Origin of the sequence: Marichromatium sp. AB31 (assembly GCF_003718685.1) — a bacterium.
In the GTDB taxonomy this organism is placed as follows: Bacteria; Pseudomonadota; Gammaproteobacteria; order Chromatiales; family Chromatiaceae; genus Marichromatium; species Marichromatium gracile.
Genome location: NZ_RHFI01000011.1, coordinates 22,537 through 47,611, shown reverse-complemented (window position 1 = coordinate 47,611; position 25,075 = coordinate 22,537). Strand labels below are relative to the sequence as shown.

Sequence of the window (25,075 nt, the reverse complement as noted above, 5' to 3'; positions counted from 1 at the left end):
TTCGGAATCCCTTCGGATCGAATCCCCCCCTTTTTGACCAAAGGGGGCTTTCAGGCCCGCGTGTCATGACGGTTCGAATCAGCTTCCATCTATCAAAGTAGGTTGGGTTGCCAACGGCAACCCAACACTTTCAAACCCTTCGCGTTCTTCGCGTCATCGCGGTTCAATCCCCCGGCGGCATGGGCATGACGCCGCAACCCTGAGACACCGACCGGCGCGGTACGCCGCCCCTGCTGCCCCGCGCGATCAACCCGCCGCCAGCGCCGCCACCCGCCTCCGCGGCCGACCGATCAGCCGCGGCACCACCACCTCCCAGCGCGTGCAACGCAGCTTGCCGCGAAATTGCGGCTCGCTGTCCTCGGCCTCGCGACGGATGATGGCGACGACCTCGCAGACCGGATCGACCAGCCCCAGCCGGAAGGCGCGCGCGGTCCGCCCGACCACCTGACCGTCGGCGCGGCGCAGCAGATACCGCTCTCCCTCGGAATCGAGGAACAACCGCTCGCCCGGCGCGATCGCGGCGATCGCGGCATGGATCGGTGCCGTTGCGGGCTGGCGCCCCGGATAGCCAAGGTCGATCTCCTGCAACCCCAGCGGCTGATAACACACCTCCAGCTCGGGGGCGTGCGCGAGCCGCACCTGGCGCTCGAACACCCCCTCGCCGAGCGCATCGAGACAGGGGTTCCCCGCGCCGATGGCGCACAGCGTCAGGGTCTCGCGGGCACGGGTCATGCCGACGTAATAGAGTCGGCGCATCTCATCGATCGCCTCGGGCGCCGCGCGCCAATCACCGTCGAGCAGCACCAGATGGCGGAACTCCAACCCCTTGGCCGCGTGCACCGTGCCGAGGAAGAGCCCGGGGCGCGGTTGCTGGCGGATCTCGCGGGCATGATCGTAGAGCCAGTCGATCAGCGTCGCCGGTGCGAGCTGGCAATCGCCGAGCTCGCCGGCCAGCGCCACCAACGCCTCGGCAAAGAAGCGCCGCCAGCGCGGATCGAGCACCAGCGTCGCGATCCGCGCCCGTACTGCGGCGGCATCGAGCACCTGCTCGCGAGGCAAAGCGCGCAGCGCGTCGATCACCCGCAGGAAGCCGCGCTCGCGGGTCAGCGGCAGCGCCCGCCCCTGTTCGGCAGCGAGGTGATAGGGCACCCCGGCGCGCTCGCACCAGGCCTGCAGCGGGCGCAGATGGCGATGGCTGCGCGCCAGCACCGCACAGCCCTGCCACTCGCCCTCGCCCTCGAGCGCGAGCAGCCGGCGCAGCTCGCCGAGCGCGGCCTGGGCCTGCTGGTTACCGCTGGCGCGGTCGTGCTCGGGCAGACGCAGACAACACACCCGCCCCGCCGCCACGGGGTCGAGCCCCGCCCAGCGCCCGCCCGACGGCGCCTGTTCGCGCGCGGCATCGACCCGCACCGGGTGCGCCTCCTTGAGCCTGTCGGGATTGGTCGCGATCAGCCGGTTGGCGGCGGCGACGATGGCGCCGCTGGAGCGATAGTTCTCCACCAGATAGGCGATCTCGGCGTCGTACTCCTCGCGATAGCGCTCGATGTGGCGGTTGTTGCCACCACGCCAGGCATAGATGTTCTGGTCGTCGTCGCCGACGGCGAGGATGCACAGCCCGGCGTCCTGCTCGCCCTCGGCGCGCCGCCGCGCCAGCGCACTGACCAGACGGTACTGACGGTCGTCGATGTCCTGGTATTCGTCGACCAGGATGTAGCGATAACCGCGCAGCAGCTGCTCGCGCAGATCGTCCTCGCCGTCGACCTCGACCGCGCCCTCGAGCAACGCCGCGGCGCGGTCGAGCACCTCGCCCAGGCAGGCCTCGTCGACGCTGTCGCGCCGCTCGAAGCTGGTGCCGGTCAGGCGCATCGCCATGGCGTGATAGGTCAGCACCGTCAGCCCCCAGGCATCGCGCCCGACCAGGTCGAACAGACGCCGGCGGATCTCGTTGGCGGCGTGACGGTTGAAGGTGAGCGCGATGACGCTCGCCGCCGGCACCCGCAACACCCGCAGCAGATAGGCAATGCGGTGCACCACCACCCGGGTCTTGCCCGAGCCCGGCCCGGCGAGCACCAGCCGGTTGCGATCGTCGTGGGCGGTGACGATACCGCGCTGGATCGCGTTGAGCGGCTCGACGATCGCCTGCCACGACGCCTCGCTGGTGGCCAACTTCAACACCTCGGCCTTGCCGGCGAAGTAGCGACGCTGGAAGGCCTGGCGGGACTGGCTGAAATAGTCGGCCAGCAGCGTCCGCGCCGCCTCCATGCCGCTGTCGAGGGCGCGCTCGGCATACTCGCGCATGGCATGGATCTGGAAGCGGCGCTCGCGGTAATGGGCATCGAGCCGATCGTAGTCCTTGCGCTGGTAGCCATCGGTGCGCTCGGATGCGAGTTCGATGGTCATCGCCCGACGCATCACCGTCATGCCGTGATTGAGCGCCAGCACCTCTTGCTGATGGAGATAGAGCAACACGTGTTCGATGGCCGCGCGGCGCTGCTCCGGGCACAGGGTGGCAGCAAGCACCGCATCGCCCTCGATGCAGCCGAGCAGCTCACCGAAGGTGGTGCTGACCAAGACGTCCTTGCGCCGGACCCCCTCGGGGACCCGCGCGATGAGGAAACGCAACAAGGTCGCCGCGAGCGCGCGCCGGCGCTCGCCGAAGGCGTGAATCCGCGTCCAGCCCCAGCGCCCGCGCAACCGCAATCGGAGATGGTCGCGGCTGAAGGCATCCAGCTCGAAGGCGCCGGGCTGGCGACTGTCGCCATCGCGATCCTGCGCGAGCCCGCGCAACAGCCGCAGCACCCGTGGCGGGCTGAGCCCGTGCTGCCCGGTCTCCTCGCGCAGTCGCGCGGTGAGCCGGGGCAGATTGAGGTCCTGCCACTCGCCCTGGTCGGCATCCGGGGCAAGCTCCGGCAACAGCGCGAACAGCGCCTGTTCGAGCGCGAGACAGCGCTCCAGGCGCCCCTTCGCCGCACCACTGACGCCATGACGCAGATACAGCGTGAGCTGGGTGTCGTTGTCCACCAGCCCGAGCTGTTCGAGCTGGCGCAGCACCCCGGTCACCTCCTCACCGCTGGTCCCGGTCGCCCGCGCCAGGGCGTCGGTGTCGATCCGCGCATCGGCCGCGGCGGCGTAGAGACAGTCGAGCACGGTGTCGAAGATCGCGCGCTGGCGGCGCGGCAATCCCGCCCGGTCGAGACGGGCGGCGGCGCGCGCGCGATCCGGCTCGTGCAGCCGCGCGGGGAAGAGGCGGGTCTCGTTGACATCGCGCTCGAGCAGCGCGGCGCGCTCCAGCCAGGCGAGCGCGGTCACCACCTTTATCTCGGCGTGATCGGCATCGGCGTCGAACCCGGCATCGAGCGCGGCGTGCTGGAGGATCTCGCCGCTGCTGACCACCAGTTCGGCGGCATCGCCACGCCGCCCGTGGATCTGGCGCAGCGCACGGAGGATCTGCTGGATGTCGCGCAGACTCAGCTGGGTGCGGGCAGCGAGCCCGAACTGGGTCTCGATGTCCTGCGGATCGTAGAGCAGCACGCAGCGCGCCGGTTGCTGGTCGCGCCCGGCACGTCCGGCCTCCTGCAGATAGTTCTCCAGCGAGCCGGGGATGTCGGCGTGCACCACCAGCCGCACATCGGGCTTGTCGACCCCCATGCCGAAGGCGTTGGTGGCGACGATCACCCGCAGCGCGCCGCGCTTGAAGGCGTCCTGAATGTCCTTCTTGGCGTTCGGCGCCAGCCCGGCGTGGAAGTGCCGACAGTCCCAATCCTGCCCGCTGAGGAACTCGGCCAGTTCCTCGGCATGGCGCCGACTGGCGGCGAACACCACGGCGCCGCCGGGTGAGTCGGATTCGGGAAAGGTCTCGGTGAGCAGCTGATGGATGCGCACCGGCTTCTCGGCGGCGCCCACCGGCAGCACCCCGTAGTCGAGATTGGCGCGTCGGGGCGTGCCGATCAGGTCGCGGAAGCCGATCCCCAGCACCTCGGTGAAATGGGCGCGGATGTCCTCCAGCACATCGGGCTTGGCGGTGGCGGTGAAACAACCGATCGGCGCCACCGGCGCATCGTCGCCGCCGAAGCGGCGGATGAAACGCGCGACATAGAGATAGTCGGGCCGGAAGTCGTTGCCCCACTTCGACAGACAGTGCGCCTCGTCGAAGATCCAGGCACCGACCTCGCGCTGGGCGATGGCGGCGCGGAAGGCGCGGTTGCGGAACTGCTCGGGCGAGACCAGCAGGAGTCCGACCGCGCCGCGCCGGATGCGATCGAGCACGTCGGCACGCTCGGGCAGGGTCAGCAAGCCGTTGAGCGTCGCCGCGCAGTGCAGGTTGTGCGCCAGCAGCCCGTCGACCTGATCCTTCATCAACGACTGCAACGGCGAGACGATCACCGTCAGCGCGCCGTTGCGCTGATAGCGGTTGAGCGCCGGGAGCTGGTAGCAGAGCGACTTGCCGCCACCGGTGGGCAACACCGCCAGCAGCGACTCGCCGCGCATGCCACCGAGCACCAGATCGTGTTGCAGGCTGCCGCCCTCGGGCTCGCGGCGGAAATCCTCGAAACCGAAATAGCGCCGGAGCTGAGTCCTCGGGTCGTGGACCTGCGCGCAATAGGCGCAGGCGGGATCGCCACAGGGGGTGTCGCGCAGCCGCGCGATCAGCTCGGCGGTGACGGGGAACTGATGGCGCACCCAGGGCGCAAGCACCGCCTCGCCCGCACCCGCCAGCAGCCAGGACAGCGCATAGGCCAGCGACCAGCGCCGCTCGGTGTCGATGACCAACCCGGCGAGCAGTGTCTCCAGCGCGGCGGGACAGACCCGGACACCCGCTTCTGTCGTCTCGTCGACGAGCAACCCGCGCAGCGCCCCGACCAACCAGTCCGCCGCGTGTGGCGCGTGCCCGGTCAGGCCGGCGAACCAGGCGCCGAGCCCGCCGTCGGCGCGCTCGGTGAGCAGGGTCTGATAGCAGTCGAGCAACACGGGACGGCGCGCGCCCAGCGCGGCGAGGGCCTCGGTCTCGGCGTCGAACAGGGCCGCGGTCGCGCGACAGTCGGCCAGCGGCGAGTTACGGCTCGCCGCAACGGCCTTGTAGTCCTTGACCAACTGGTGATAGGGGTCCTGGGGGAAGGCCAGCGGCGAGAGCCTGAGGGTATCGATCACCGGCAGGCGCAACAGCCTCAGATCGGGGGCGGCGGCACGCAACAGCGGCAGGTCGTGGTCGAGGACATTGTGACCGAGCACGCAGTCGGCCCCTTCGGCCAGGGCATCGAGGCGCCGCAGCGCGGCATCGAGACAGCCGTCGGTGTCGAGCTCCAGCGTCTCGCCGGACCCCTGGCGCAGCGCACCGATCTTGAAGATCCGGGCAGGCGCCTCGTCGCCTGCGGGAACCACCTCGAGGTCGACGATCAACCCATCCACCGAACGCCCAGCTCCTGCTCGAATCCTGCATCCTCGACCGCCAACCACCGGGCGCGCCGCAAACCGTGGACGTTAGACGCAGATCGCGACCGATGCAAGATCGGTCGCCAGAAGATTGAACCGCGATGACGCGAAGGACGCGAAGGCTTTTTGTAGGGTGGGCAAAGCGCAGCGTGCCCACCAGCCGCCAGCCGCCAGCCGCCAGCCGCCAGCCGCCAGCCGCCAGCCGCCAGCCGCCAGAAGATCGAACCGCGATAACGCGAAGGACGCAAAGGGCTTGAAAGCCCCCTTTGGTCAAAGGGGGTTGGGGGGATTCGATCCGAAGAGATTGCGATCAACCCGGGCTTGACGTCCCGTCCGCGCACCGCTCAGTCGACGAGCTGGGAACGCCCGTGGACGTGTCACCCGGCATCGGCGCGCCATCATCGGGCAACGGCGCCGGTGTTGGGTTGCCGACGGCAACCCAAACTACAAGCTGGCGGCGGGGCGCGGGACGCCATCCTGGAACAACGGTGCCTTTGTCCACCTTGCGAAATCCCTTCGCGTCCTTCGCGTCATCGCGGTTCGATCCCCCGGCGGCTGGCGCACGGTGGGCACGCTGCGCTTTGCCCACCCTACGATCGTTGCCCACCCTTCGCGTCATTGCGGTTCACTTCCCTGTCGATCGCTCAGCGCAAACGCTGACTCATCGAAATAAATCGATACAAATCAGCTAAAAGATCGATTTTTTAAGGAGGGATGACCGACCTACCCTGAGTACATCGCCCATGGATTGCTCAGTCGGGAGGATTCGGTATGACGCTCACGCTCTCCACCCTCGCCGCCCTGCTCGCGCCCACCGTGCTCTGGACCGCCGGGGCGCTTCCCGGCCTGCGCGCGCGGGAGGCCGGGCCCGGGATGGCCCGGCTCTCCGGGCTGGCGGCCTGGACGGCCTTCGCGCTGGCGCTGGTCGCGCTCATCGGGCACGGCTTCGGCCCGGCGCAGTCGGTCACCCTGCTCTCGCTGCCGGTACCGCTGTTCGGCGGCCTCGGGCTCGGGGTCTATCTCGACGGGGTGACCGCGATCATGCTCTGTCTGGTGTCGCTGGTCGGCGCCGTGGTCACCCGCTATGCGCGCAACTACATGGCCGGCGACCCCGACGAGGGGCGTTTCCACCAATGGTTGCTGCTGACCCTGGCGGCAATCCTCACCCTGATCGTCGCCGGCAACCTGCTGCTGTTCGCGCTCGCCTGGATCGCCACCAGCCTGAGCCTGCACCGCCTGCTGCTGTTCTACCCGGAGCGTCCCGGCGCGCAGCTCGCCGCGCACAAGAAGTTCGTCTTCAGCCGTATCGGTGATGTCAGCCTGTTGATCGCGGTGGTGCTGATCGGCGCCGAGCTGCACACCCTGGAGTTCGCCGGGCTGCACGCGGCCATGGCCGGGCATCTCGGACCGCTGTCGGCGCCCTTGCAGTGGGCGGCCTGGCTGGTGGTGCTGAGCGCGGTGCTCAAGTGCGCCCAGTTCCCCTTCCACGGCTGGTTGTTGCAGGTGATGGAGGCGCCGACCCCGGTCTCGGCGCTGCTCCACGCCGGGATCGTCAATGCCGGTGCCTTCCTGGTGATCCGCATGAGCCCGATCATGTCCTTCTCGGGGGCGGCGCTCGATGCCCTCGCGCTGATCGGGCTCGTCACCCTGGTGGTGGCCTCGCTGGTGATGCTCACCCAGACCAGCATCAAGGTCTCGCTGGCCTGGTCGACCTCGGCGCAGATGGGTTTCATGCTGCTCGAGGCCGGGCTCGGGCTCTACAGCCTGGCGCTGCTCCACCTGGTCGCCCACTCGCTCTACAAGGCGCACGCCTTCCTCGCCTCGGGCAGCAGCGTCGACGGCTTCCGCGCCCCCACGCCGCAGCTCGCCCAGGCTCCGCTCGCGCCCTGGCAGTGGCTGGTCGCCTTCCAGGGGGCGCTGCTGATGGCGCTGCTCGCCGCGCTGGCCTTCGGCATCGATCCAGGCCACCAACCGGCGCTGCTCGTCGCCGGGGCGATCGTCACCGTCGCCGTCGCCCAACTGCTGCTGCAGGCGCTGCGCCTCGGCGCCGAGGCGGCGCTGCTGCCGCGCGCGACCCTGATCGGCGCCCTGGTCTGCGTCGGCTACTTCGGGCTGCACCGACTGTTCGAGCTAGCGATCAATGACGACGTGATGGCACTGCCTGTCGCCGCCGCGCGGCTCGGCACCCTCACCGCGCTGGCGATCGTCGCCGTCTTCGTCGGCCTGCTGCTGCTCCAGCATCTGTTCACCCGACTGCACGGACCGCTGCGCCAGGCGATCCAGATCCATCTCTACAACGGACTCTATGTCGACATCCTGGTGACTCGACTGATCACCCGACTGTGGCCGCCGCGTCCGGCGACCGTCACGGCCTGATGGAGGGATCTCAGATGAAGCCCAATGACCTGCACACCCCGGAGCCACGCATGGCCGGCCAACTGCCACTCGATGCCGAGACACCCGGTCCCGGCGAGCACGACCTGATCGAAGCGATCGAGACGGCCTGCGCGCGCATCGCCCCGCTCTGGCCGCTCGACCGCTTCGTCGCGGTCAACCCCTTCCACGGGCTGCGCGCGCTCGACTTCGACCACGCCGGGGATCTGCTGCGACGCATCGCCGGGGTGCGGATGTACATGCCGCGCGGCTATTTCCGCGAGCGGCTCGAGCGCGGCGAGATCGGCGAGCAGGACCTCGTCGAGGCCGCCGCACGCTGCGCCAGCACGCTCACCCCCGAGCAACTGCGCGCAGCGCTCACCCGGGAGCGCGCGCCACGCACCGGGGTGCCGTTGATCACCGCGCTGGTCGACGAACTCGACGCCGACGACTGGTCGGAATTCGTGATCGACCGCATCAGCCATCACTGCGCAGCCTATTTCGACATGGGCCAGGCGACCTGGCAGCACCCCTGGTCGGGGATGCGGCTCTACGACGCCTGGCGCGCCTTCGCCGCGCTCGACTACAGCGCCGACATGATGGGCCAGAGCGGCATCCGCGCCCGGGTGCGCGCCCTGCCCGAGGCGCCGCGCGCCTGTATCGGCGCGGCCCTGGGACGGCTCGGCATCCCCCAGGCGGCCTGGGCCGACTATCTCCACGCCGCGCTGCTCGATGTCGGCGGCTGGGCGGCCTGGACCCGGCTGCTGCGCTGGGAGGCCGAACTCGAGGGCGGCAGCGACGACCACATCGAGGCGCTGCTCGCCATCCGTCTGGCCTGGGAGGTCCTGGTCTACGAGCACAAGGCCAGCCCCGGTCTCGCCGCCCGCTGGCACGCGCTCTGCGCCGACCTCGAACGACGCGCCGGCGACCCCGACGCGCCCGACCCCGAGGACGCCATCGACCGGGTGCTGTTGTGCGCCCAGGAGCTGGCCTATCAACGCGGTCTGATCGCGCGACTGCGCGCACACCGCCACAGCACGCCCGCCACCCGCCCGCCGCTCCAGGCCGCCTTCTGCATCGACGTGCGCTCCGAGGTGATCCGCCGCGCGCTGGAAACCGTCTGCCCCCGGGTCCAGACCCTCGGCTTCGCCGGTTTCTTCGGCGCCCCCATCGCCCACCAGCCGTTCGGCGCCGATCGAGCACGCCCGCAGCTCCCGGTGCTGCTCGCGCCGCGCTACCGGGTCTGCTCCGAGCTGCACGAGGCCGAACCCGAGGAGCAAGCCGAGGCGCTGGCCGCCCAGCACCGACGGCTCGGCATCGGCAAGGCGTGGAAGACCTTCAAGATGGGCGCGGCCTCGTGCTTCTCCTTCGTCGAGGCCGCCGGCTTCTGGCTCTACGCGCCCAAGCTCATCGGTGACAGCCTCGGCTGGAGCCGCCCGGTGCCGGCCCCGGACGATCCCAGGCTCGACCCCGAGCAGGCCGCGCGCCTCGCCCCCAGCCTCGCACCCTGTGGCCACCCTCATGCCGATCACGCACTCGGCATCCCCGAGGCCGAGCGTGTCGCACTCGCCGAAGGCATCCTCCGCGGCATGTCGCTGACCACCAGCTTCGCCCGACTGGTGCTGCTGGTCGGACACGGCAGCAGCAGCGTCAACAACCCCCATGCCACCGGGCTCGACTGCGGCGCCTGCGGCGGCCAGAGCGGCGAGACCAACGCCCGCGTGGTGGCGGCGCTGCTCAACACCCCGGAGGTCCGCGCGGGACTCGCCGAGCGCGGTATCGCGATCCCGCAGGACACCTGGTTCCTGCCCGCGCTCCACGACACCACCACCGACCGCATCCGGCTGTTCGACCACCAGCGACTCCCCGCCGACTATGCCGAGGAACTGGCCGAACTCGGCAGTCGGCTCGATCAGGCCGGCGAGCTGACCCGGCTGCAACGCGCCACGCTGCTCGGACTCGGTGGACGCGAGGGTCGGGCGCTGACCAGACGGGTCGAGCACCGCGCCCGCGACTGGTCGCAGGTGCGCCCGGAGTGGGGGCTGGCCGGCAACGCCTGCTTCGTCGCCGCGCCACGCACGCGCACCCAGGGTCTCGACCTCGGTGGCCGCGCCTTCCTCCACGACTACGACTGGCGCGCCGATCACGGCTTCGCGACCCTGGAGCTGATCATGACCGCGCCGATGGTGGTCGCCAGCTGGATCAACCTCCAGTACTACGCCTCCTGCGTCGACAACCGCCGTTTCGGCAGTGGCAACAAGGTGCTGCACAACGTCGTCGGCGGCGCCATCGGCGTGATCGAGGGCAACGGCGGCGACCTACGGGTGGGGCTGCCGCTGCAGTCGTTGCACGACGGCCGACGCTGGATCCACGAGCCGATCCGGCTGAGCGTGTTCATCGAGGCGCCGCAGAGCGAGATCGACGCGGTGATCGCGCGCCACGACCTGGTGCGCGAGCTGGTCGAGCACGGCTGGCTGCACCTGTTCCGCATCGAGTCGAGCGGCGACTGCGCCCGACGGACGGAGGACGGGGACTGGTGCACGGTCGAGTCGCACTGAGCACGCCCAGCGCGGCGCACTGGACCCCGGCGGATCTCGCCGGGGTGGTCGCGGGACACTGGCTCGGCCCGATGCCCGCCGCGCGACCGCTCGCCGGGTTCGGCATCGACGGACGGCGACTGCGCCCAGGCGAGGTGTTCGTCGCCATCGACGGGGTACGACACGACGGCCACGACTTTCTTGCCCAGGCCGCCGGCGCGGGGGCCGCGCTCGCCATCGTCGAGCGCGCCCCGCCCGACCCGCCGCTGGGACTGGCGCTGCTCGCGGTCGACTCCACCCTCGGAGCGCTGCACCGACTGGCCATGGCCCAGCGCGCGCGTCTGCGCGCCGCCGGTTGCCGGGTGATCAGCGTCTCCGGCTCGAACGGCAAGAGCACCACCCGACACCTGATCCACCAGCTGCTGAGCGCCGGTGGCCTGACCGGCACCCAGAGCCCGCGCAGCTTCAACAACCACATCGGGGTGCCGCTGACCCTGCTCGCGGCACGCCCCGGAGACGACTTCGTCGCCTGCGAGATCGGCACCAACCACCCCGGCGAGATCGCCGCGCTCGGCGCACTCGTCCAGCCCGATCTCGCGGTGATCACCAGCATCGGCGAGGAACATCTGGCCTTCCTCGGTGATCTGGCCGGCGTCGCGCGCGAGGAGTTCGCGCTGCTCGACCAGCTCGCCCCGGACGCCCTGGCGCTGCTCCCGGCGCCCCCCTGGCTGGCGATCGAGCCACCGGCCTGTCGCAACCAGATCGCGCGCTTCGCCCCCGAAGCGGGGCTGGTCGCAGCGGCGCTGCCCGGTGTCCACAACCAGCTCAATGCCGCGGCGGCGGTCGCCGTCGCACGGCGCTTGGGGATCGCCGAGCCCCGCATCCGCGTCGCGCTCGACACCGCCCAGCCGCTACCCGGGCGCAGCCGGGTCCTGTTCGCCGCAACCCCCGACCGGCCGACCCTGATCGACGACAGCTACAACGCCAACCCCGACTCGATGCGCGCCGCGCTCGCGCTGCTGCGCACCTGCCCCGCCCCACGCCTCGCCGTGCTCGGCGACATGCACGAGCTGGGCGCGCACGCGCCCACCGCCCATCGCGAGATCGCCGCCCTCGCCGCCGCCAGCGCCGAGCGCTGCATCCTCATCGGCCCCGGCTTCGCCGCCACCGCCGCACCCACACCACCAGCCCAGGTCGAGCATCATTGCAGTCAACCGCCGGCACTGGCGGCACGGATCCTCGCCGACACCGATCCAGCGACCTGCATCCTCGTCAAGGGATCACGCGCGATGGCGCTGGACCGGCTGGTCGAGGAGCTGAGTCAGCGCATTGCTTTCCCTGCCAGCGACTGACCATCCCACCCTCGCCGACAGTCAGACGGACCCGTCTCCCGGCCCCTTTCGATCACGTCCAGACAGAAAAAAACCGCCCAGGGGCGGCGCACAAGCAGGGAGTGTTCACGGATAGACCTGCCATCTCTGACCTCTGGTTTGGACCACCGAGCAACGCGCGCTGCGCGAGCAGGTCGTGTCCTAACCCCCTTTAGATCAGGTCTCTGGTTCGGACCGAGGTCGTCATGCAGCTCGAAGAGCACGACCCGCTGTCTTAATCCCCTTTAGATCGGGTCTCTGTTCGGACATCGGGTCGAGGTCCGCATTGGGGCGGTGACCCTGTCTTAATCCCCTTTAGATCGGGTCTCTGGTTCGGACACCAGCCAACCGGAGACTATGACCATGGCAAACGTCTTAATCCCCTTTAGATCGGGTCTCTGGTTCGGACGGAGCCCTTGAGAGCGCCTACTCCATGGAGCTCGTCTTAATCCCCTTTAGATCGGGTCTCTGGTTCGGACGGCAGTTCCGGCAACCTTGGCCCCGGGCGAAATCGTCTTAATCCCCTTTAGATCGGGTCTCTGGTTCGGACGGCCCCCTTCGAGGGGGCCAAGGAAGCCAAGAAGTCTTAATCCCCTTTAGATCGGGTCTCTGGTTCGGACGATTCATCCCGCTCATGCGGCGCGCTCGCGCCGAGGTCTTAATCCCCTTTAGATCGGGTCTCTGGTTCGGACAGCGCGGGCGCGCCTGATGGCGCGCGTCGAAAAGGTCTTAATCCCCTTTAGATCGGGTCTCTGGTTCGGACCGACAACCAGGAGATCGCAATGAAAAGCGCAACAGGTCTTAATCCCCTTTAGATCGGGTCTCTGGTTCGGACACAACCCCGGCACTGTGCACGGTGCCATGAGAGAGTGTCTTAATCCCCTTTAGATCGGGTCTCTGGTTCGGACGCAACCTGAGCGCGTGCCTCGAGTGCGCGGCCGGTCTTAATCCCCTTTAGATCGGGTCTCTGGTTCGGACGGCCAGACGGATCGATCGCGCAGGCCCTGCGGGGTCTTAATCCCCTTTAGATCGGGTCTCTGGTTCGGACTTCGCCAAGCGGCTAGCATGGGATCGGTACAAGGAGTCTTAATCCCCTTTAGATCGGGTCTCTGGTTCGGACACGGCCGAGGGCGGCCGGGCTTACCCGGTGCTGACGTCTTAATCCCCTTTAGATCGGGTCTCTGGTTCGGACTGCCAGTTGCCAGAAAGGCTTTCCAAACAAGCACCTGCAAGGGTGGTTCGCAAAAATTCCGGCAACCGAAAAGTTGACGTGCACGCGTGGCTCTCCGGGGGCTGCGCCAAGGGTCCGAGGGACTCAAGGTAAGCGACCCGATGCCCGCTGTCCACCGTCCCACTCAAGACTCGATCTCGAGCAGTCGGCGCGAGGCCTCGCGGACCAGCTCGGGCAGGTCGGTCGCCGGCACCGGGTAGCCGACGTGATAGCCCTGGATGGAGTCGCAGCCCTGGGCATGGAGATAATCGAACACATCCTGCGTCTCCACGCCCTCGGCGCAGACGGTCAGGCCGAGGTTGTGGCCGAGTTCGATGCTGGCACGGATGATCACCCGCGCCTCTGGCTGGTCGATGCAGTCGACCACGAAGGAGCGATCGATCTTGAGTTCGCAGAAGGGCATGCGATAGAGCTGCACCAGCGACGAGTAACCGGTGCCGAAGTCGTCGCAGGAGAGATTGAAGCCCTTGAGCCGCAACCGCGTGAGGATGTCCATGGCGCGCTCCGAGTCGCGCATCGCCCCGGACTCGGTGACCTCCAGGGTGAACCATTCGGGCGAGGCGCCGGCGCGCTCCACCAAGGCCGCGAGGCGGTCGGGATAGTCGAGGTCCTGGATCACCGCCGGGGCGATATTGACCGCGACCGACAGGTGCAGCCCCTCAGCCCGCCACTGCACCAGTTGGCGGGCGCTCTGCTCGACCATGGTCCAGGTCAGCGGCAGGATCATCCCGGTCGATTCGGCCAGCGGGATGAACTGCGCCGGCTCGATCAGACCATGCTGCGGATGCTGCCAGCGCGCCAGCGCCTCGGCCTCACAGATGGCCGGGCCACCGGGGTGCACCAGACAGGCCTTGGGCTGGAAGAAAGGCAGGATGTCGCCTTGATCGAGCGCTTCGCGCAGATCCGCCGCGCCGGGCTTGAATGTACGCACGCCGATCGGCGCGATCAGGTTTTCGAGATCCTGGATGGAGAACGGCTTCCTGAGCGAGCCGAGCATCCGCAGCCCGTGGGTCTGGCCGATGCGCATCGCCGAGCTGACCACGCGGGTGTCGAAGCCGCTGATGACGACGATCGGCGCCGCGCAGCCCTGGTCGGCGAGATAACGCAGGATCTCCACCCCGTCGCCACCGGGGAACTGCAGATCGAGGGTGATCAGGGTCGGATCGATCGCCGTGAACACCGTCTCGAAGTCATCGCGAGACATCACCACCTGAACCTCGTAGCCCAGGTCCTCGGCGACGTCGCGAATGAGATCACACACCCCGGGGGTGTCATCGACGACGAGAAGTCGCTCGCTATGCCTCATCAAGCATCATCCTTCGCTGAATTGACCGATTCGACAATGGCGCCGCCCTCCGGGTCGAGCAGCGTGCTCAGCACCTCGGCGAGCTTGCGCTCCGAGAACGGCTTGGAGATGAAGGGGTGCGCGCCGAGCGTGCCGGCCAGATGGTCGCGAGGATGCCCCGAGGTCAGCAGCACCGGCAACGTCGGACGCAGGGCGCACGCCTGCTCGGCCAGCTCGGGACCGGAGAGACCGCCGGGCATGACGACGTCGGAGAACAGCAGCGCGATCTCTGGGTTAGCACGCAGTAACGCCAAGCCTTGCTCGCCATCCTCGGCGCTCATCACCCGATAGCCGAGCTCCGCCAACAGCGCGGTATGGGTCTCGCGCACCCGGCGATCGTCCTCGACCAGCAGGATCAGCTCACCCCGGCCATGACGGACGAGCGCCCGCCGGGCACCACCGGCGCGCCAGGCCCCACTCTCCTGATCGTCGTCGCTGGCCTGTGGCAGATAGATGCGGAAGGTCGCCCCCTGTCCGGGCTCGCTGTAGACTTGGAGATCGCCCATCGACTGGCGCACGAAGCCATAGAGCATGCTCAACCCGAGTCCGGTGCCCTGACCGGCGGGCTTGGTGGTGAAGAAGGGTTCGAAGATGCGTCCCTGGATCTCGCGGGGGATACCGGCACCGGTGTCGGTCATGCCGATCATCACGAACTCGCCGGCATTGAGCTGGGGATGGGTGGCGGCATAACGCGCGTCGAGTTCGATGTTGTCGGTCTCGATCAGCAAGCGTCCGCCCTCGGGCATGGCATCGCGGGCATTGATCGCCAGGTTGAGCAGGGCCGATTCGAGCTGCACGGGGTCGACCATCACCGGCGCGATCCGCTCGCACAGCCGCAGCTCCACCTCGATCTGCGAGCTGAGGGTGCGCCGCAGCAGGTCGGTCATCCCCGAGACCAGCGTATTGACGTTGGTGAGCCGGGGCGCAAGCGGCTGACGACGAGCGAAGGCGAGCAACTGCCGGGTCAGCTCGGCGCCCCTGGCCGTCGCCTCCAGGGCGTTGCGCACGTTGGTGCGAACCCGGTCGTTATCGCGTACCCGGCGCTCGACCAGTTGCAGATTGCCCATCACCACTGCCAGCAGGTTGTTGAAGTCGTGCGCGATGCCACCGGTGAGCTGACCGATCGCCTCGAGCTTCTGCACCTGACGCAACTCGTCCTCGGTGCGTTTCTTGTCGGTGACATCGTTCATCACCGCCAGGGCGCGCACCAGCCGCCCCTCGGCGTCGACCTCGGCGATCGCCGAGAGCTCGATCTCCAGCGGCGTGCCGTCGCGACGCACGAGGGTATAGGCTACCCCCTCGCAACTGCCCTGACGCACCAGCATCGGCAATGCCTGCTGGGTGTAGAAGTGGCGTGACGCCGCGGTGAGGAACTCGACCACCGGACGACCGATGACCGCCTCGCGGGTATAACCGAGCTTGCGCAACCAGTAATCGCTGACCGCCACCAACCGACCCTCGGCATCGATCGAGCTGAGCATCACCGGGGTGTCGTTATAGAGTGAGCGATAGCGTTCGCGACTCTCGCGCAACGCCTCCTCGGCACGGATGCGCTCGGTGACGTCGGTGAGGATACCGACGAAATGGACCAACTCGCCGTCGTTGTCAAAGACCGGTGCGAGCGAGATCTGGTTCCAGAACAGGCTGCCGTCCTTGCGATAGTTACGCAGCAACACCGTGACCGGCTGCCGCCCGCCGAGCGCCTCCCGGAGCGTCTCCACACCGGGCTGATCCGAGTCGCCGGCCTGCAACAGTCGGCAGTTATGACCGACGACCTCGCTGGCGCGATAGCCGGTGATGCGCTCGAACTCGGGATTGACATAGACCAGCGGGTTGTCGGCGCGGCGCGCATCGGTGATGAGGATGCCGCAACTGGCCGCCTCGATCGCGCGGTCGCGCAGATTGAGCGCGGCCTCGGCCAGCTTGCGCGGGGTGATGACCTCGGTGAACATGATGATCCCGCCGACCGACTCGCCGTCGAACCAGGGGTGGATCTCCCAGCGCACCCAATCGACCGTACCGTCGGCCCGGGTGAATGGGTCCTCCTCGCAACGCTCGATCTGCCCCTTCAGACAACGCTGATGGATGGCGCGCCAGCGCTCCGGGATCTCGGGGAAGATGTCGTAATGGCAGTGGCCGAGCAACGCCCGATCACCGAGCCCGTAATCGATGCGCCAGCGCTCGCTGCACAGCAGATAACGCATCTCGCGATCGAACATCGCCACCGCCGCCGGGGTATGACGGACGAAGGTCTGCAGCCGCGCGCGCTCCATGCGCAACGCCTGCGCGGCATCATGGCGCACCGAGACATCCCGCACCACGCAGATCGACAGCCGCAGACCGGCCGCGTGCATGGCGCTGCGCGAGACCTCGAGCGGGATCTCGCTGCCGTCGTCCCGACGCCCCCGCATCTCGCACGAGAGATCGACATCGTCCAGGGCCAGGCCGGGGATCAGCGTCTGGACATCGTGATCGACCATGGCGCTCGCCGTGCGCCCGAAGATCTGCGCCGCGGCCGGGTTCGCCGAACGCACCCGACCCTCGGCATCGACGGTGATGATGCCCTCGGCGACGTGCTCGGTGATACCGCGCAGCAGCTCGCGCTCGCGCATGATCCGGCGCGCCATCGGGCGGAAGCTGAAATGCCAGATCCCGATCAGACACAGCAGCAGCGAGAGAAACAGTGCCACGCCGAACCAACGGACCGCGCGGACGCCATCAGTCACCTCTTGCTCGAACTGCTTGGTGAGCGCCTCGAGCCCGAGCACCACCTCATTGCGCAACGCCCACAGCTCCGGGAGCACGCCCCCTGTGCCGCCACGCTCGCCGAGACCGGATGCCAGCGACTCGCGCACCCGGGCAAGATAACGCACCATGGCGTCATCGAGCCGATAGGGCAGCTCGTGATAGATGGCCTCCACCGCGTGACTCTCCGCGCGCGCCAGCCGCAACTCGGCGGAGCCGTCGATCAACGCGTGATGCACCCGTTCGAGCTGGGCCAGATTGGCCGCGAGTTCATCGTGCAGGCGTTTCACCTGCCCCGGCTCCTCGGTCAGCGGCAGCCGGGTCATCAGGGCATCCACCCGGGTCACCAGCATCCGCTGTCGCCCCGAGAGATTGACCACCCGGCTCGCCCCCTCGAGTTCGCGCAAACCCTCGGAGAGGACGAGAAAGCTGGCGCTCAGCAACAGCGCGATGATCGCCAGGCTGGCGATCAGATAACCACGCAGGGCGAAGACCTCACCGACACCGACTGCCCTCGGCAGCAAGACACGACCACCGGCACGACCACCGGCGACCGTGAACGCGCTGTCAGCTCGATCAGGCATCGCCCCCTGCCCCTCTGTCATGCTCGTCCCAGATTCATCCGGGCGATATCAATGGATCCCGCCACGCACCTGACGCAATTCCAGCAGATCCATGGTCAGGCGCGCGAGGTCGCGCAGGATCAACTGATGCCCGCCGGACATCCCCGGGCGGGGCGTGGCGTCGATCACGCACAGGGTGCCGAGCGCGAAGCCGTCGGCGGTGAGCAAGGGCGCCCCGGCGTAGAAACGGATGTGCGGCGGCCCAGTCACCAGCGGGTTGTCGCAAAAGCGCGGGTCGCGCGTAGCATCGGGCACCACCATCACCTCCGTGCCCCGGATGGCGTGCGCGCAGAAGGCCCATTCGCGCGGGGTCTCGCGCCCGGCCAGCCCGCAGGCCGACTTGAACCACTGTCGATCCCGATCCACCAGCGAGATCAGCGCGATCGGCGCCGAGAACAGAAAGGCCGCGACCCGCGTCAACCGATCGAACCCTTCCTCGGGCGGCGTATCGAGCAGACCGTAGCGCGCGAGCGCGGCCAGACGATCCGCTTCGTTGCTGTCTTCGCTCATAATCCCCCGCTTGACCTCCATGACGATCCCCGCTCGGCCCAGGCACACGACACGCAGCGACCCTCGGTCAACGGCGTGATGCAACCGTAGCTACAGGGATGGTGGCAGTGGGGGGGGAAGCCAAGCCGGAGGCGATGGGGGGCGGGGGAAGCCTCAGAGCACTGAAAACCCGAAGTGATGAACGAACAGATCGTGCAATCCGGGAACGATGTTGATGAGCGCTTCGGTCGGGATGGTTTCGTCGATCAGGATGGGCAAAGCGCTGAGGGCGGGGGCGCGTGCCCGAGATCCTGACTGTCGGCGACCTGATCGGTCGCCGCTTCCAGGCGCATCGGGTGCGGGAGGGCCACCACACTCGGGGCAGTCATGGGGTCCACACTCAGGGACCTGTAGTGCCAGTCGGGAATGAAGCCCTGGTTGGTGGCCAGAGTCAGTAGAGGACCGAGAGTGCGCGCGTAGGCATTCTGGAGTTGATCGAAGTCCAACAGCGCTTCCAGCGACGGTAGATGCAAATCGGCCAGATAGTCCTCGACCACCTTGCCGAAGCGCGCCTCGCCGAGCGACTGGCGGGCGATCAACAAACCGCGATGCTGTAAGGACACGAAGCCCGGCAGATAGTCAACGCTCGGGAGCCGGTTGGATTTGGCCGAGTTCACCGCAGACGGGGTTGGGATCAGGTTCCAGAGCTGATCGTGAACCACGAACGACCACGGCAGATAGTGATCGAGGGCGAAGCTCGCGGCAGTCAGCGGCTCACCGGAATAGATGCAGGTCAGCGGGGGATCGGTCTCCTGCTCCAGGATCCCGCGCCAATACTTCGTCTGCTTGGTCAGCGCCTCGCGCTTGGCCGGAGGAAAGAGTTTGTTCGACAGACTCGGCGTGGTTGGATTGCGCCGCTGCATGTAGTGCAGCCAGCGCCACGCCGCCCAGCTCTTGATGATCGACCAGTGTCGCTCCAAATAGGCCACCCAGGCTGGATGCCAGCGTATGGCCGAGCAGTGCTGATAGTCGTCGCTATCGAAGCGGTAGAGTGGACGTGCCGTCTCGAAGTGGGCATTGGTGATCGCGGGCATGGCGCGCTCGAACACCATCCAGGCACCGCGATCGACGCCCTGCAAGTGCGGTTCAAGGAAGGGAGCCAGCAGACGATAGGGGACGAACTCCATCAGCCGCCCGGCGTCCTTGAGCGAAGCCGCTTCCAAGGCTGCACGCAGTGCCTTGTGATCCACAACGCTTTGATTGGCGCGACCCAAGTCCAGCTCTAGCCCATCGAGCTTCTGCGCGATCGTATCCTGAGCGCCGAACGACAGCTTGAAGAAGGTGTGCGGATACCACGCGATCACCAGCATCTCGACGGTGAGTTCATCGTATGTATAAGGCCGTTCAGCGTCGAAGCGGTGACGCTTGAGCAGATCCAGAAGCGCGAGGAAGAAAACGAACTTGTAAGAGTTCGTGGTGTGCCGGAACAATGCCGAGAGCGCGCTGATGTCGAGGTCGGGTGCGGGAGGTAGCGAGTTGTTCCCGATCGGATCGATCATGCTTCGGCGTACCCTATCGACCTGAGCAGCGCATCGATGCAGGCGCTCGATGAGCGCCAAGTCTCTTCCATCATGGCCAGCTGGTCACCTTCCAGGTTGGCGAAACCCAAACGAGGGGCAATGTCCCCAGCATCCCATCATCCAGAAGGGCCAGCGTCAAGGTCTCGACATTGAAGCGAGCGGGCCAACTCGGGGACGGTGACCTCGGCCCAGCTTGGGATGTCGTGCTCAGGCAAGTGTTCCAGTGTCGGGCACCTCCCCCACGAGGGGGCGAGCATACTGACCCAACAGGCATCCATCGTCAGCCGATGGCGTAGGGGAGCGGCTCGGCGGTCTCGTCGATGGTCTTGGCAGCCGCCGCGAGAAAGCCGTCGAACGCACAAGACCCTCTCGAAATCCCGAGTGGCCATGATTCGGCGAGGTATTCGATGCGATCGCGGGCGAGTTCCAGAGACATGGGGCCGCAAGGCCGATGGCGGTTCCGGGGCGGCGTCATCTAGACGCGCAGTTGTAGCGCGCACACAATCCCCGCATGACTCTTGATTACTACAACACCCATGCCAGCGCTTTCTTCGCCGCGACGCACGACGTCGACATGGAGCCGCTCTACGCACGCTTTCTCGCTCATGTCCCGCCGGGCGGGCGACTGCTCGATGCCGGATGCGGCTCTGGCCGTGATACCCGCGCCTTCCTGGAACGCGGCTATACCGTGACCGCTTTCGATGCCTCGCCGACCCTGGCCACCCTCGCCACCGCCCATTGCGGGATCGATGTCGAGATTCGCCGCTTCCAGGAGATCGAATGGTCTGCAACCTTCGACGGCATCTGGGCCTGTGCGAGTTTGCTGCATGTGTCGCTGACCGAGCTGCCTGCCGCCCTGTATCGACTCGCGCGATCGCTCAAACCTGCCGGTGTGCTCTATGCCTCGTTCAAGTACGGCACGGGCGAGCATGAGCACAACGGTCGACGATTCACCGATCTCGATGAGGATAGGCTTGCAACACTGGTGTCCGAGACCGAGGAACTGGAGACTGTGGAGGTCTGGACAACGGCCGATCGGCGACCGGGGCGGGAGTCTGAATACTGGCTGAATGCGCTGCTACGACATCCGTAAGGTGTTGAAGTTTAGCGGGACATGATAGGGCCAGACGCAGCAGTCATCCTGAAAATGATATCGACTACCCAATGCAGGCGGTTCTCCACCCCCGGTGTCGGTGCACCGCTTGGCAGCGCTGACGAGCGTCGTGCGCGAGGCGGGTGATGTCGTAGCCGAACTCGCGGCAGATTTGCTCGCCGAGGTAGCACTCGGCCTCGACCATGGCGACGCTGTGCAGTCTCGTCCAGTGAGCTGGAGCAGGCAAAGCGAGGTCGTCGTCGACCCGGCATCGACGCACCTCACAGCATCCATGACCACTGTCGGCCTCCTCGTCGGTCTCGGCGCGCACCTGGCACCTTCACGTCGAGCCGTCTCGAAGTCGTCACTGACTGCTGTGTAGGGTTCAGACGACTGCCTTCGTCGTCGATCCGGGGATGTCAGAGTTGGTGGGCCGTGTAGGATTCGAACCTACGACCAAGGGATTATGAGTCCCCTGCACTAACCGCTGTGCTAACGGCCCGATGGGGTCTGACCCGCCGCGGATGGGCGGGTCGAAAGGATAGCCGATCAGTCGGCGTCGAGGAAGCTGCGCAGGCGTTCCGAGCGGGTCGGGTGGCGCAGCTTGCGCAGGGCCTTGGCCTCGATCTGGCGGATGCGCTCGCGGGTGACGTCGAACTGCTTGCCGACCTCCTCGAGGGTATGGTCGGTGTTCATGTCGATGCCGAAGCGCATGCGCAACACCTTGGCCTCGCGCGAGGTGAGGCTGGCGAGCATGTTCTGGGTGGCCTCGCGTAGCCCCTCGGAGGTGGCCGAGTCGACCGGGGAGACGACGCCGGCGTCCTCGATAAAGTCGCCGAGGTGCGAGTCCTCGTCGTCGCCGATCGGGGTCTCCATGGAGATCGGCTCCTTGGCGATCTTGAGCACCTTGCGCACCTTGTCCTCGGGCATGTCCATGCGGATGGCCAGCTCCTCGGGGGTGGCCTCGCGGCCCATCTCCTGGATCATCTGACGGGAGATGCGGTTGAGCTTGTTGATGGTCTCGATCATGTGCACCGGGATGCGGATGGTGCGCGCCTGGTCGGCGATCGAGCGGGTGATCGCCTGACGGATCCACCAGGTGGCGTAGGTCGAGAACTTGTAGCCGCGACGGTATTCGAACTTGTCGACCGCCTTCATCAGGCCGATGTTGCCTTCCTGGATGAGATCGAGGAACTGCAGCCCGCGGTTGGTGTACTTCTTGGCGATCGAGATCACCAGTCGCAGGTTGGCCTCGACCATCTCCTTCTTGGCGCGACGGGCCTTGGCCTCGCCGATCGACATCTTGCGGTTGACGTCCTTCACCTCGGTGATGGTGAGGAAGTTCTCGCGCTCGAGGTCCTGGAGCTTGCGCTGGGCGCGACGCACGTCGGCGGCCAGGGGCTCGAGACGCGCGGCATAGGGCTTGCCGCTGGCGAGCAGCTTGTCGAGCCACTCGGGGCTGCTCTCGTTGCCGCTGAAGCCCTCGATGAAGGCCTTGCGCGGCACGCCTGCCTGACGCACGCAGAGCGACTGGATCTGGCGCTCCTGGGCGCGGATGCGCTCGATGGTGCCGCGCAGCAGCTCGGCGAGCTCCTGGAACACCGCGGCGACCAGCTTGAACTGGAGGAAGACCTCGGAGGTCTCGGCCATCGCCTTGCGCGAACGCTCGTCGTCGCGGCCGTACTGCTCCAGCGCCTCGCGCATCACCGCGAAGTGCTCGCGCAGCAGCTTGGCGCGGCGCGCCGCATCCTCAGGATCGGGGCCGGTGTCGACCGGGGTGTCGTCTTCGTCGTCGTCGTCATCGTCGGCGTCGCCATCGTGATCGGCGTCGTCGTCGGCAGCGGCGTTGTTCTTGTCCTTCTGCTGGGCTGACTGACCGTGCTGGACCGGGGTGGCCGGCTCGTCATCGGTGGCGTCGTTGAAGCCGGAGATGACATCGGTCAGGCGCTTCTCCTCACGCTCGACCTGGTCGAACAGCTCGATCAGGCGCTCGACTGCACGCGGATAGACCGACAGCGCGGCAAGCACCTGGTTGAGGCCGTCCTCGATGCGCTTGGCGATGATCAGCTCGCCCTCGCGGGTGAGCAGCTCGACCGAACCCATCTCGCGCATGTACATCCGCACCGGATCGGTGGTGCGACCGAACTCGCTGTCGACCGAGGCCAGCGCCGCCGCCGCAGCCTCCGCAGCCTCGTCGTCGGAGACCGCAGAATCGCTCAGGGTCTGGTCATCGGAGTCGGGCGCGGTTTCATGGACCATGATCCCCATGTCGTTGATCATGCGCACGATATCTTCGATCTGCTCAGCCTCGACGATACCGGGAGGCAGGTGATCGTTGACCTCGGCATAGGTCAGAAACCCTTGTTCCTTGCCCCTGGCGATCAGCTGCTTCAGCTGCGACTGATGATGTTCTTGGTCCATGGGATACCTTGACTAATGCTGCGGAAGGCGGCTTTTGAGCAAACTTCCGATTGTAGCACGAAAAATCACAAAGTTATGAGTCATCGCGATGAGTGCGTGGATCATCCGAGTCCCGCCCGACCCGTGCACGCAGCTTGTCGTCGAGGCTGCGCAACCATTCGCGCTTGCGGACCTCGGCACCGAGCCGCTCCAGCGCCCCGTCGAACTCCGGCCCCGCGCCCTCCTCGGAGACATGCCGCAGGAACGGATGTACGCTCAGGCGCTGCAGATAATCGAAGTGCGGGTGATCACGCCAGCGCTCGATCAACGCAGCCTTGGTGAGAGTTGGGTGCTGCCGAATGGTTTCAAGCAACTCCACGAGGATTCCGACCCCTTGATTCGAGGCGCGTCGCCAGTCCGTCGGCAGCTCGTCCACCCGCGCCATCAGTGACGGGTGATTGAGCAGCAGCGCGATGGCCCAGGCGGTACGGCTCGGGCGCTGCTGCTCCAGCGCGCTCTGACGCGGCGCCCGCGATGTTCGACGTCGCGACGAGGGCGCGCGCCGCTCCAGCCCGACCAGCTCGCTCAGGCGCTGCTCGAGCAGGTCACGAAAGACCCCCGCGGGCACCCGATCGATCAATGGCCGGGCCAGCGGCGCGAGCCGCGCCCGGCCATCGATGGTGGTCATGTCGACCTGGGCGGTGAGCTGGTCGAACAGGAACTGCGACAGCGGCGTCGCCTGCTCGACCCGGGCAAGGAAGCCCTCGGCGCCCTCCTTGCGCACCAGGGTGTCCGGATCCTCGCCCTCGGGGAGGAACAGGAAACGCTGGGTCTGGCTGCCGCTGGCCAGCGGCAGCGTGGTCTCCAACGCCTTCCAGGCCGCGTCGCGACCGGCGCGGTCGCCATCGAAGCAGAACACCAACTCGGGCGCGGTGCGCGAGAGGCGCTGCAGATGGTCCGCGGTGGTCGCGGTCCCCAGGGTCGCCACGGCGCAGTCGATACCGTGTTGCGCCAGGGCGATGACGTCGAGATAGCCCTCGACCACCAGCACCCGCTCGAGCCCGCGCCGGACACCGCGCTGGGCCTCGAACAGTCCGTAGAGTTCGCGGCCCTTGTGAAAGAGCGGCGTCTCCGGCGAGTTCAGATACTTGGGGCGGCCGTCACCGAGGATCCGCCCCCCGAACCCGATCACCCGACCGCGCCGATCGCGGATCGGGAAGATGATGCGATCGCGAAAGCGATCGTAGCGCCGCCCGTCCTGCTCGCCGATCAGACCGCAGTCGACGAGCTGGCGACAGCGCTCAGGCGTACGCCCCAGACGCGAGAGCAGGAAATCTCCACCCCCGGGCGCGAAACCGATACCGTAACGGGCGGCGATCTCGCCGCTCAACCCACGCGACTTGAGATAATCGATCGCCCGCGCGGCCTGCGGGTGCTCGCGCAGCTGGCGGCGAAACAACCCGTCGGCCTCGTCGAGCAGGGCGAACAACGGGCCGTGATCCGGCCCGCGCACCTGCTCCCCGCCCTCGATCGGGACCTCGACACCGGCGAGCCGGGCCAGTTCGTCGATGGCCTCGCGAAACGGCAGACCATCGTGCTCCATGAGGAACCCGATGGCGGTACCGTGAGCGCCGCAGCCGAAACAATGATAGAACTGCTTGGCCGGACTGACGGTGAAGGACGGGTTTTTTTCTTCGTGGAAGGGACAACGCGCCTGGAATTCCTTTCCGGCCTTGCGTAGCTGGACCCGCGCGCCGATGACATCGACGATGTCGACGCGCGTGAGGAGATCATCGATGAACTCCGGAGGGATCTTGCCAGCCATGCGCGGATGCCAACGCCCGGAGGCGCGCGACGAT

The 25,075-nt window shown here is 67.4% G+C and carries 12 protein-coding genes, 1 tRNA gene and 1 CRISPR repeat array; of the genes, 4 read left to right on the top strand and 9 right to left on the bottom strand.

Translation table 11 applies throughout. The features are described 5' to 3' along the window. Nucleotides 1–246: 246 nt before the first annotated feature. A complete protein-coding gene (locus EBL84_RS09990; RefSeq protein WP_123140676.1) occupies nt 247–5,406 on the bottom strand; it encodes a RecQ family ATP-dependent DNA helicase in 5,160 nt (1,719 codons plus the stop codon). A 795-nt stretch (nt 5,407–6,201) separates the two neighbouring features. Between EBL84_RS09990 and EBL84_RS09985 the strand changes: the two genes are divergently transcribed. From EBL84_RS09985 to murF, 3 genes are read left to right on the top strand one after another with little or no spacing between them, the layout of a single operon-like run. Then, a complete protein-coding gene (locus EBL84_RS09985) occupies nt 6,202–7,806 on the top strand; it encodes an NADH-quinone oxidoreductase subunit L (protein WP_123140675.1) in 1,605 nt (534 codons plus the stop codon). Between the two features lie 14 nt (nt 7,807–7,820). Further along, nucleotides 7,821–10,361 (top strand): YbcC family protein, encoded by a 2,541-nt coding sequence (locus EBL84_RS09980; protein ID WP_123140738.1) that lies wholly within the window; start codon nt 7,821–7,823, stop codon nt 10,359–10,361. Further along, the gene (gene murF, locus EBL84_RS09975; protein ID WP_123140674.1) at nt 10,340–11,692 is read left to right on the top strand and encodes a UDP-N-acetylmuramoyl-tripeptide--D-alanyl-D-alanine ligase; all 1,353 of its coding nucleotides are present in this window, start codon (nt 10,340–10,342) and stop codon (nt 11,690–11,692) included. Before EBL84_RS09980 ends, murF begins: the two co-directional genes overlap by 22 nt. 177 nt (nt 11,693–11,869) lie before the next feature. Continuing rightward, nucleotides 11,870–12,902: direct repeats of the CRISPR family, unit length 37 nt; unit sequence GTCTTAATCCCCTTTAGATCGGGTCTCTGGTTCGGAC. 163 nt (nt 12,903–13,065) lie between these two features. Here the strand turns inward: murF and EBL84_RS09970 are convergent. From EBL84_RS09970 to EBL84_RS17095, 5 genes are all read right to left on the bottom strand, one after another. Then, entirely contained in the window at nt 13,066–14,247 is a 1,182-nt protein-coding gene (locus EBL84_RS09970) for an EAL domain-containing protein (RefSeq protein WP_123140673.1), read from the bottom strand. Beyond that, a complete protein-coding gene (locus EBL84_RS09965; RefSeq protein WP_190287932.1) occupies nt 14,247–17,615 on the bottom strand; it encodes a PAS domain S-box protein in 3,369 nt (1,122 codons plus the stop codon). The genes EBL84_RS09970 and EBL84_RS09965 overlap by 1 nt, the downstream gene beginning before the upstream one ends. A 48-nt stretch (nt 17,616–17,663) precedes the next feature. Further along, nucleotides 17,664–18,164, bottom strand: a complete 501-nt coding sequence (locus EBL84_RS17315) for a GAF domain-containing protein (protein ID WP_305027528.1) — start codon at nt 18,162–18,164, stop codon at nt 17,664–17,666. 245 nt (nt 18,165–18,409) lie between these two features. Further along, entirely contained in the window at nt 18,410–19,702 is a 1,293-nt protein-coding gene (locus EBL84_RS09955) for an HNH endonuclease domain-containing protein (RefSeq protein WP_123140670.1), read from the bottom strand. A gap of 301 nt (nt 19,703–20,003) precedes the next feature. Then, nucleotides 20,004–20,159: a hypothetical protein gene (locus EBL84_RS17095; protein WP_190287931.1), complete on the bottom strand. Its 156-nt coding sequence runs from the start codon at nt 20,157–20,159 to the stop codon at nt 20,004–20,006. A gap of 75 nt (nt 20,160–20,234) precedes the next feature. Here EBL84_RS17095 and EBL84_RS09950 point away from each other — a divergent pair, with 75 nt between their 5' ends. After that, entirely contained in the window at nt 20,235–20,816 is a 582-nt protein-coding gene (locus EBL84_RS09950; RefSeq protein ID WP_123140669.1) for a bifunctional 2-polyprenyl-6-hydroxyphenol methylase/3-demethylubiquinol 3-O-methyltransferase UbiG, read from the top strand. 426 nt (nt 20,817–21,242) lie between these two features. Here EBL84_RS09950 and EBL84_RS09945 read toward each other — a convergent pair. The 3 genes from EBL84_RS09945 to dnaG form a co-directional block, all read right to left on the bottom strand. Then, a tRNA-Ile gene (locus EBL84_RS09945) sits at nt 21,243–21,318 on the bottom strand. Between the two features lie 47 nt (nt 21,319–21,365). Further along, the gene (gene rpoD, locus EBL84_RS09940; RefSeq protein WP_123140668.1) at nt 21,366–23,237 is read right to left on the bottom strand and encodes an RNA polymerase sigma factor RpoD; all 1,872 of its coding nucleotides are present in this window, start codon (nt 23,235–23,237) and stop codon (nt 21,366–21,368) included. Between the two features lie 73 nt (nt 23,238–23,310). Beyond that, nucleotides 23,311–25,041: a DNA primase gene (dnaG, locus tag EBL84_RS09935; RefSeq protein WP_123140667.1), complete on the bottom strand. Its 1,731-nt coding sequence runs from the start codon at nt 25,039–25,041 to the stop codon at nt 23,311–23,313. Nucleotides 25,042–25,075 lie beyond the last annotated feature (34 nt).

What these genes read in the sequence shown, in the direction of transcription:
- dnaG (WP_123140667.1), bottom strand. Translation starts at nt 25,041, where the DNA reads ATGGCTGGCAAGATCCCTCCGGAGTTCATCGATGATCTCCTCACGCGC.
- EBL84_RS09955 (WP_123140670.1), bottom strand. Translation starts at nt 19,702, where the DNA reads ATGATCGATCCGATCGGGAACAACTCGCTACCTCCCGCACCCGACCTC.
- EBL84_RS09970 (WP_123140673.1), bottom strand. Translation starts at nt 14,247, where the DNA reads ATGAGGCATAGCGAGCGACTTCTCGTCGTCGATGACACCCCCGGGGTG.
- EBL84_RS17315 (WP_305027528.1), bottom strand. Translation starts at nt 18,164, where the DNA reads ATGAGCGAAGACAGCAACGAAGCGGATCGTCTGGCCGCGCTCGCGCGC.
- EBL84_RS17095 (WP_190287931.1), bottom strand. Translation starts at nt 20,159, where the DNA reads ATGTCTCTGGAACTCGCCCGCGATCGCATCGAATACCTCGCCGAATCA.
- EBL84_RS09965 (WP_190287932.1), bottom strand. Translation starts at nt 17,615, where the DNA reads ATGCCTGATCGAGCTGACAGCGCGTTCACGGTCGCCGGTGGTCGTGCC.
- EBL84_RS09985 (WP_123140675.1), top strand. Translation starts at nt 6,202, where the DNA reads ATGACGCTCACGCTCTCCACCCTCGCCGCCCTGCTCGCGCCCACCGTG.
- EBL84_RS09950 (WP_123140669.1), top strand. Translation starts at nt 20,235, where the DNA reads ATGACTCTTGATTACTACAACACCCATGCCAGCGCTTTCTTCGCCGCG.
- EBL84_RS09980 (WP_123140738.1), top strand. Translation starts at nt 7,821, where the DNA reads ATGAAGCCCAATGACCTGCACACCCCGGAGCCACGCATGGCCGGCCAA.
- rpoD (WP_123140668.1), bottom strand. Translation starts at nt 23,237, where the DNA reads ATGGACCAAGAACATCATCAGTCGCAGCTGAAGCAGCTGATCGCCAGG.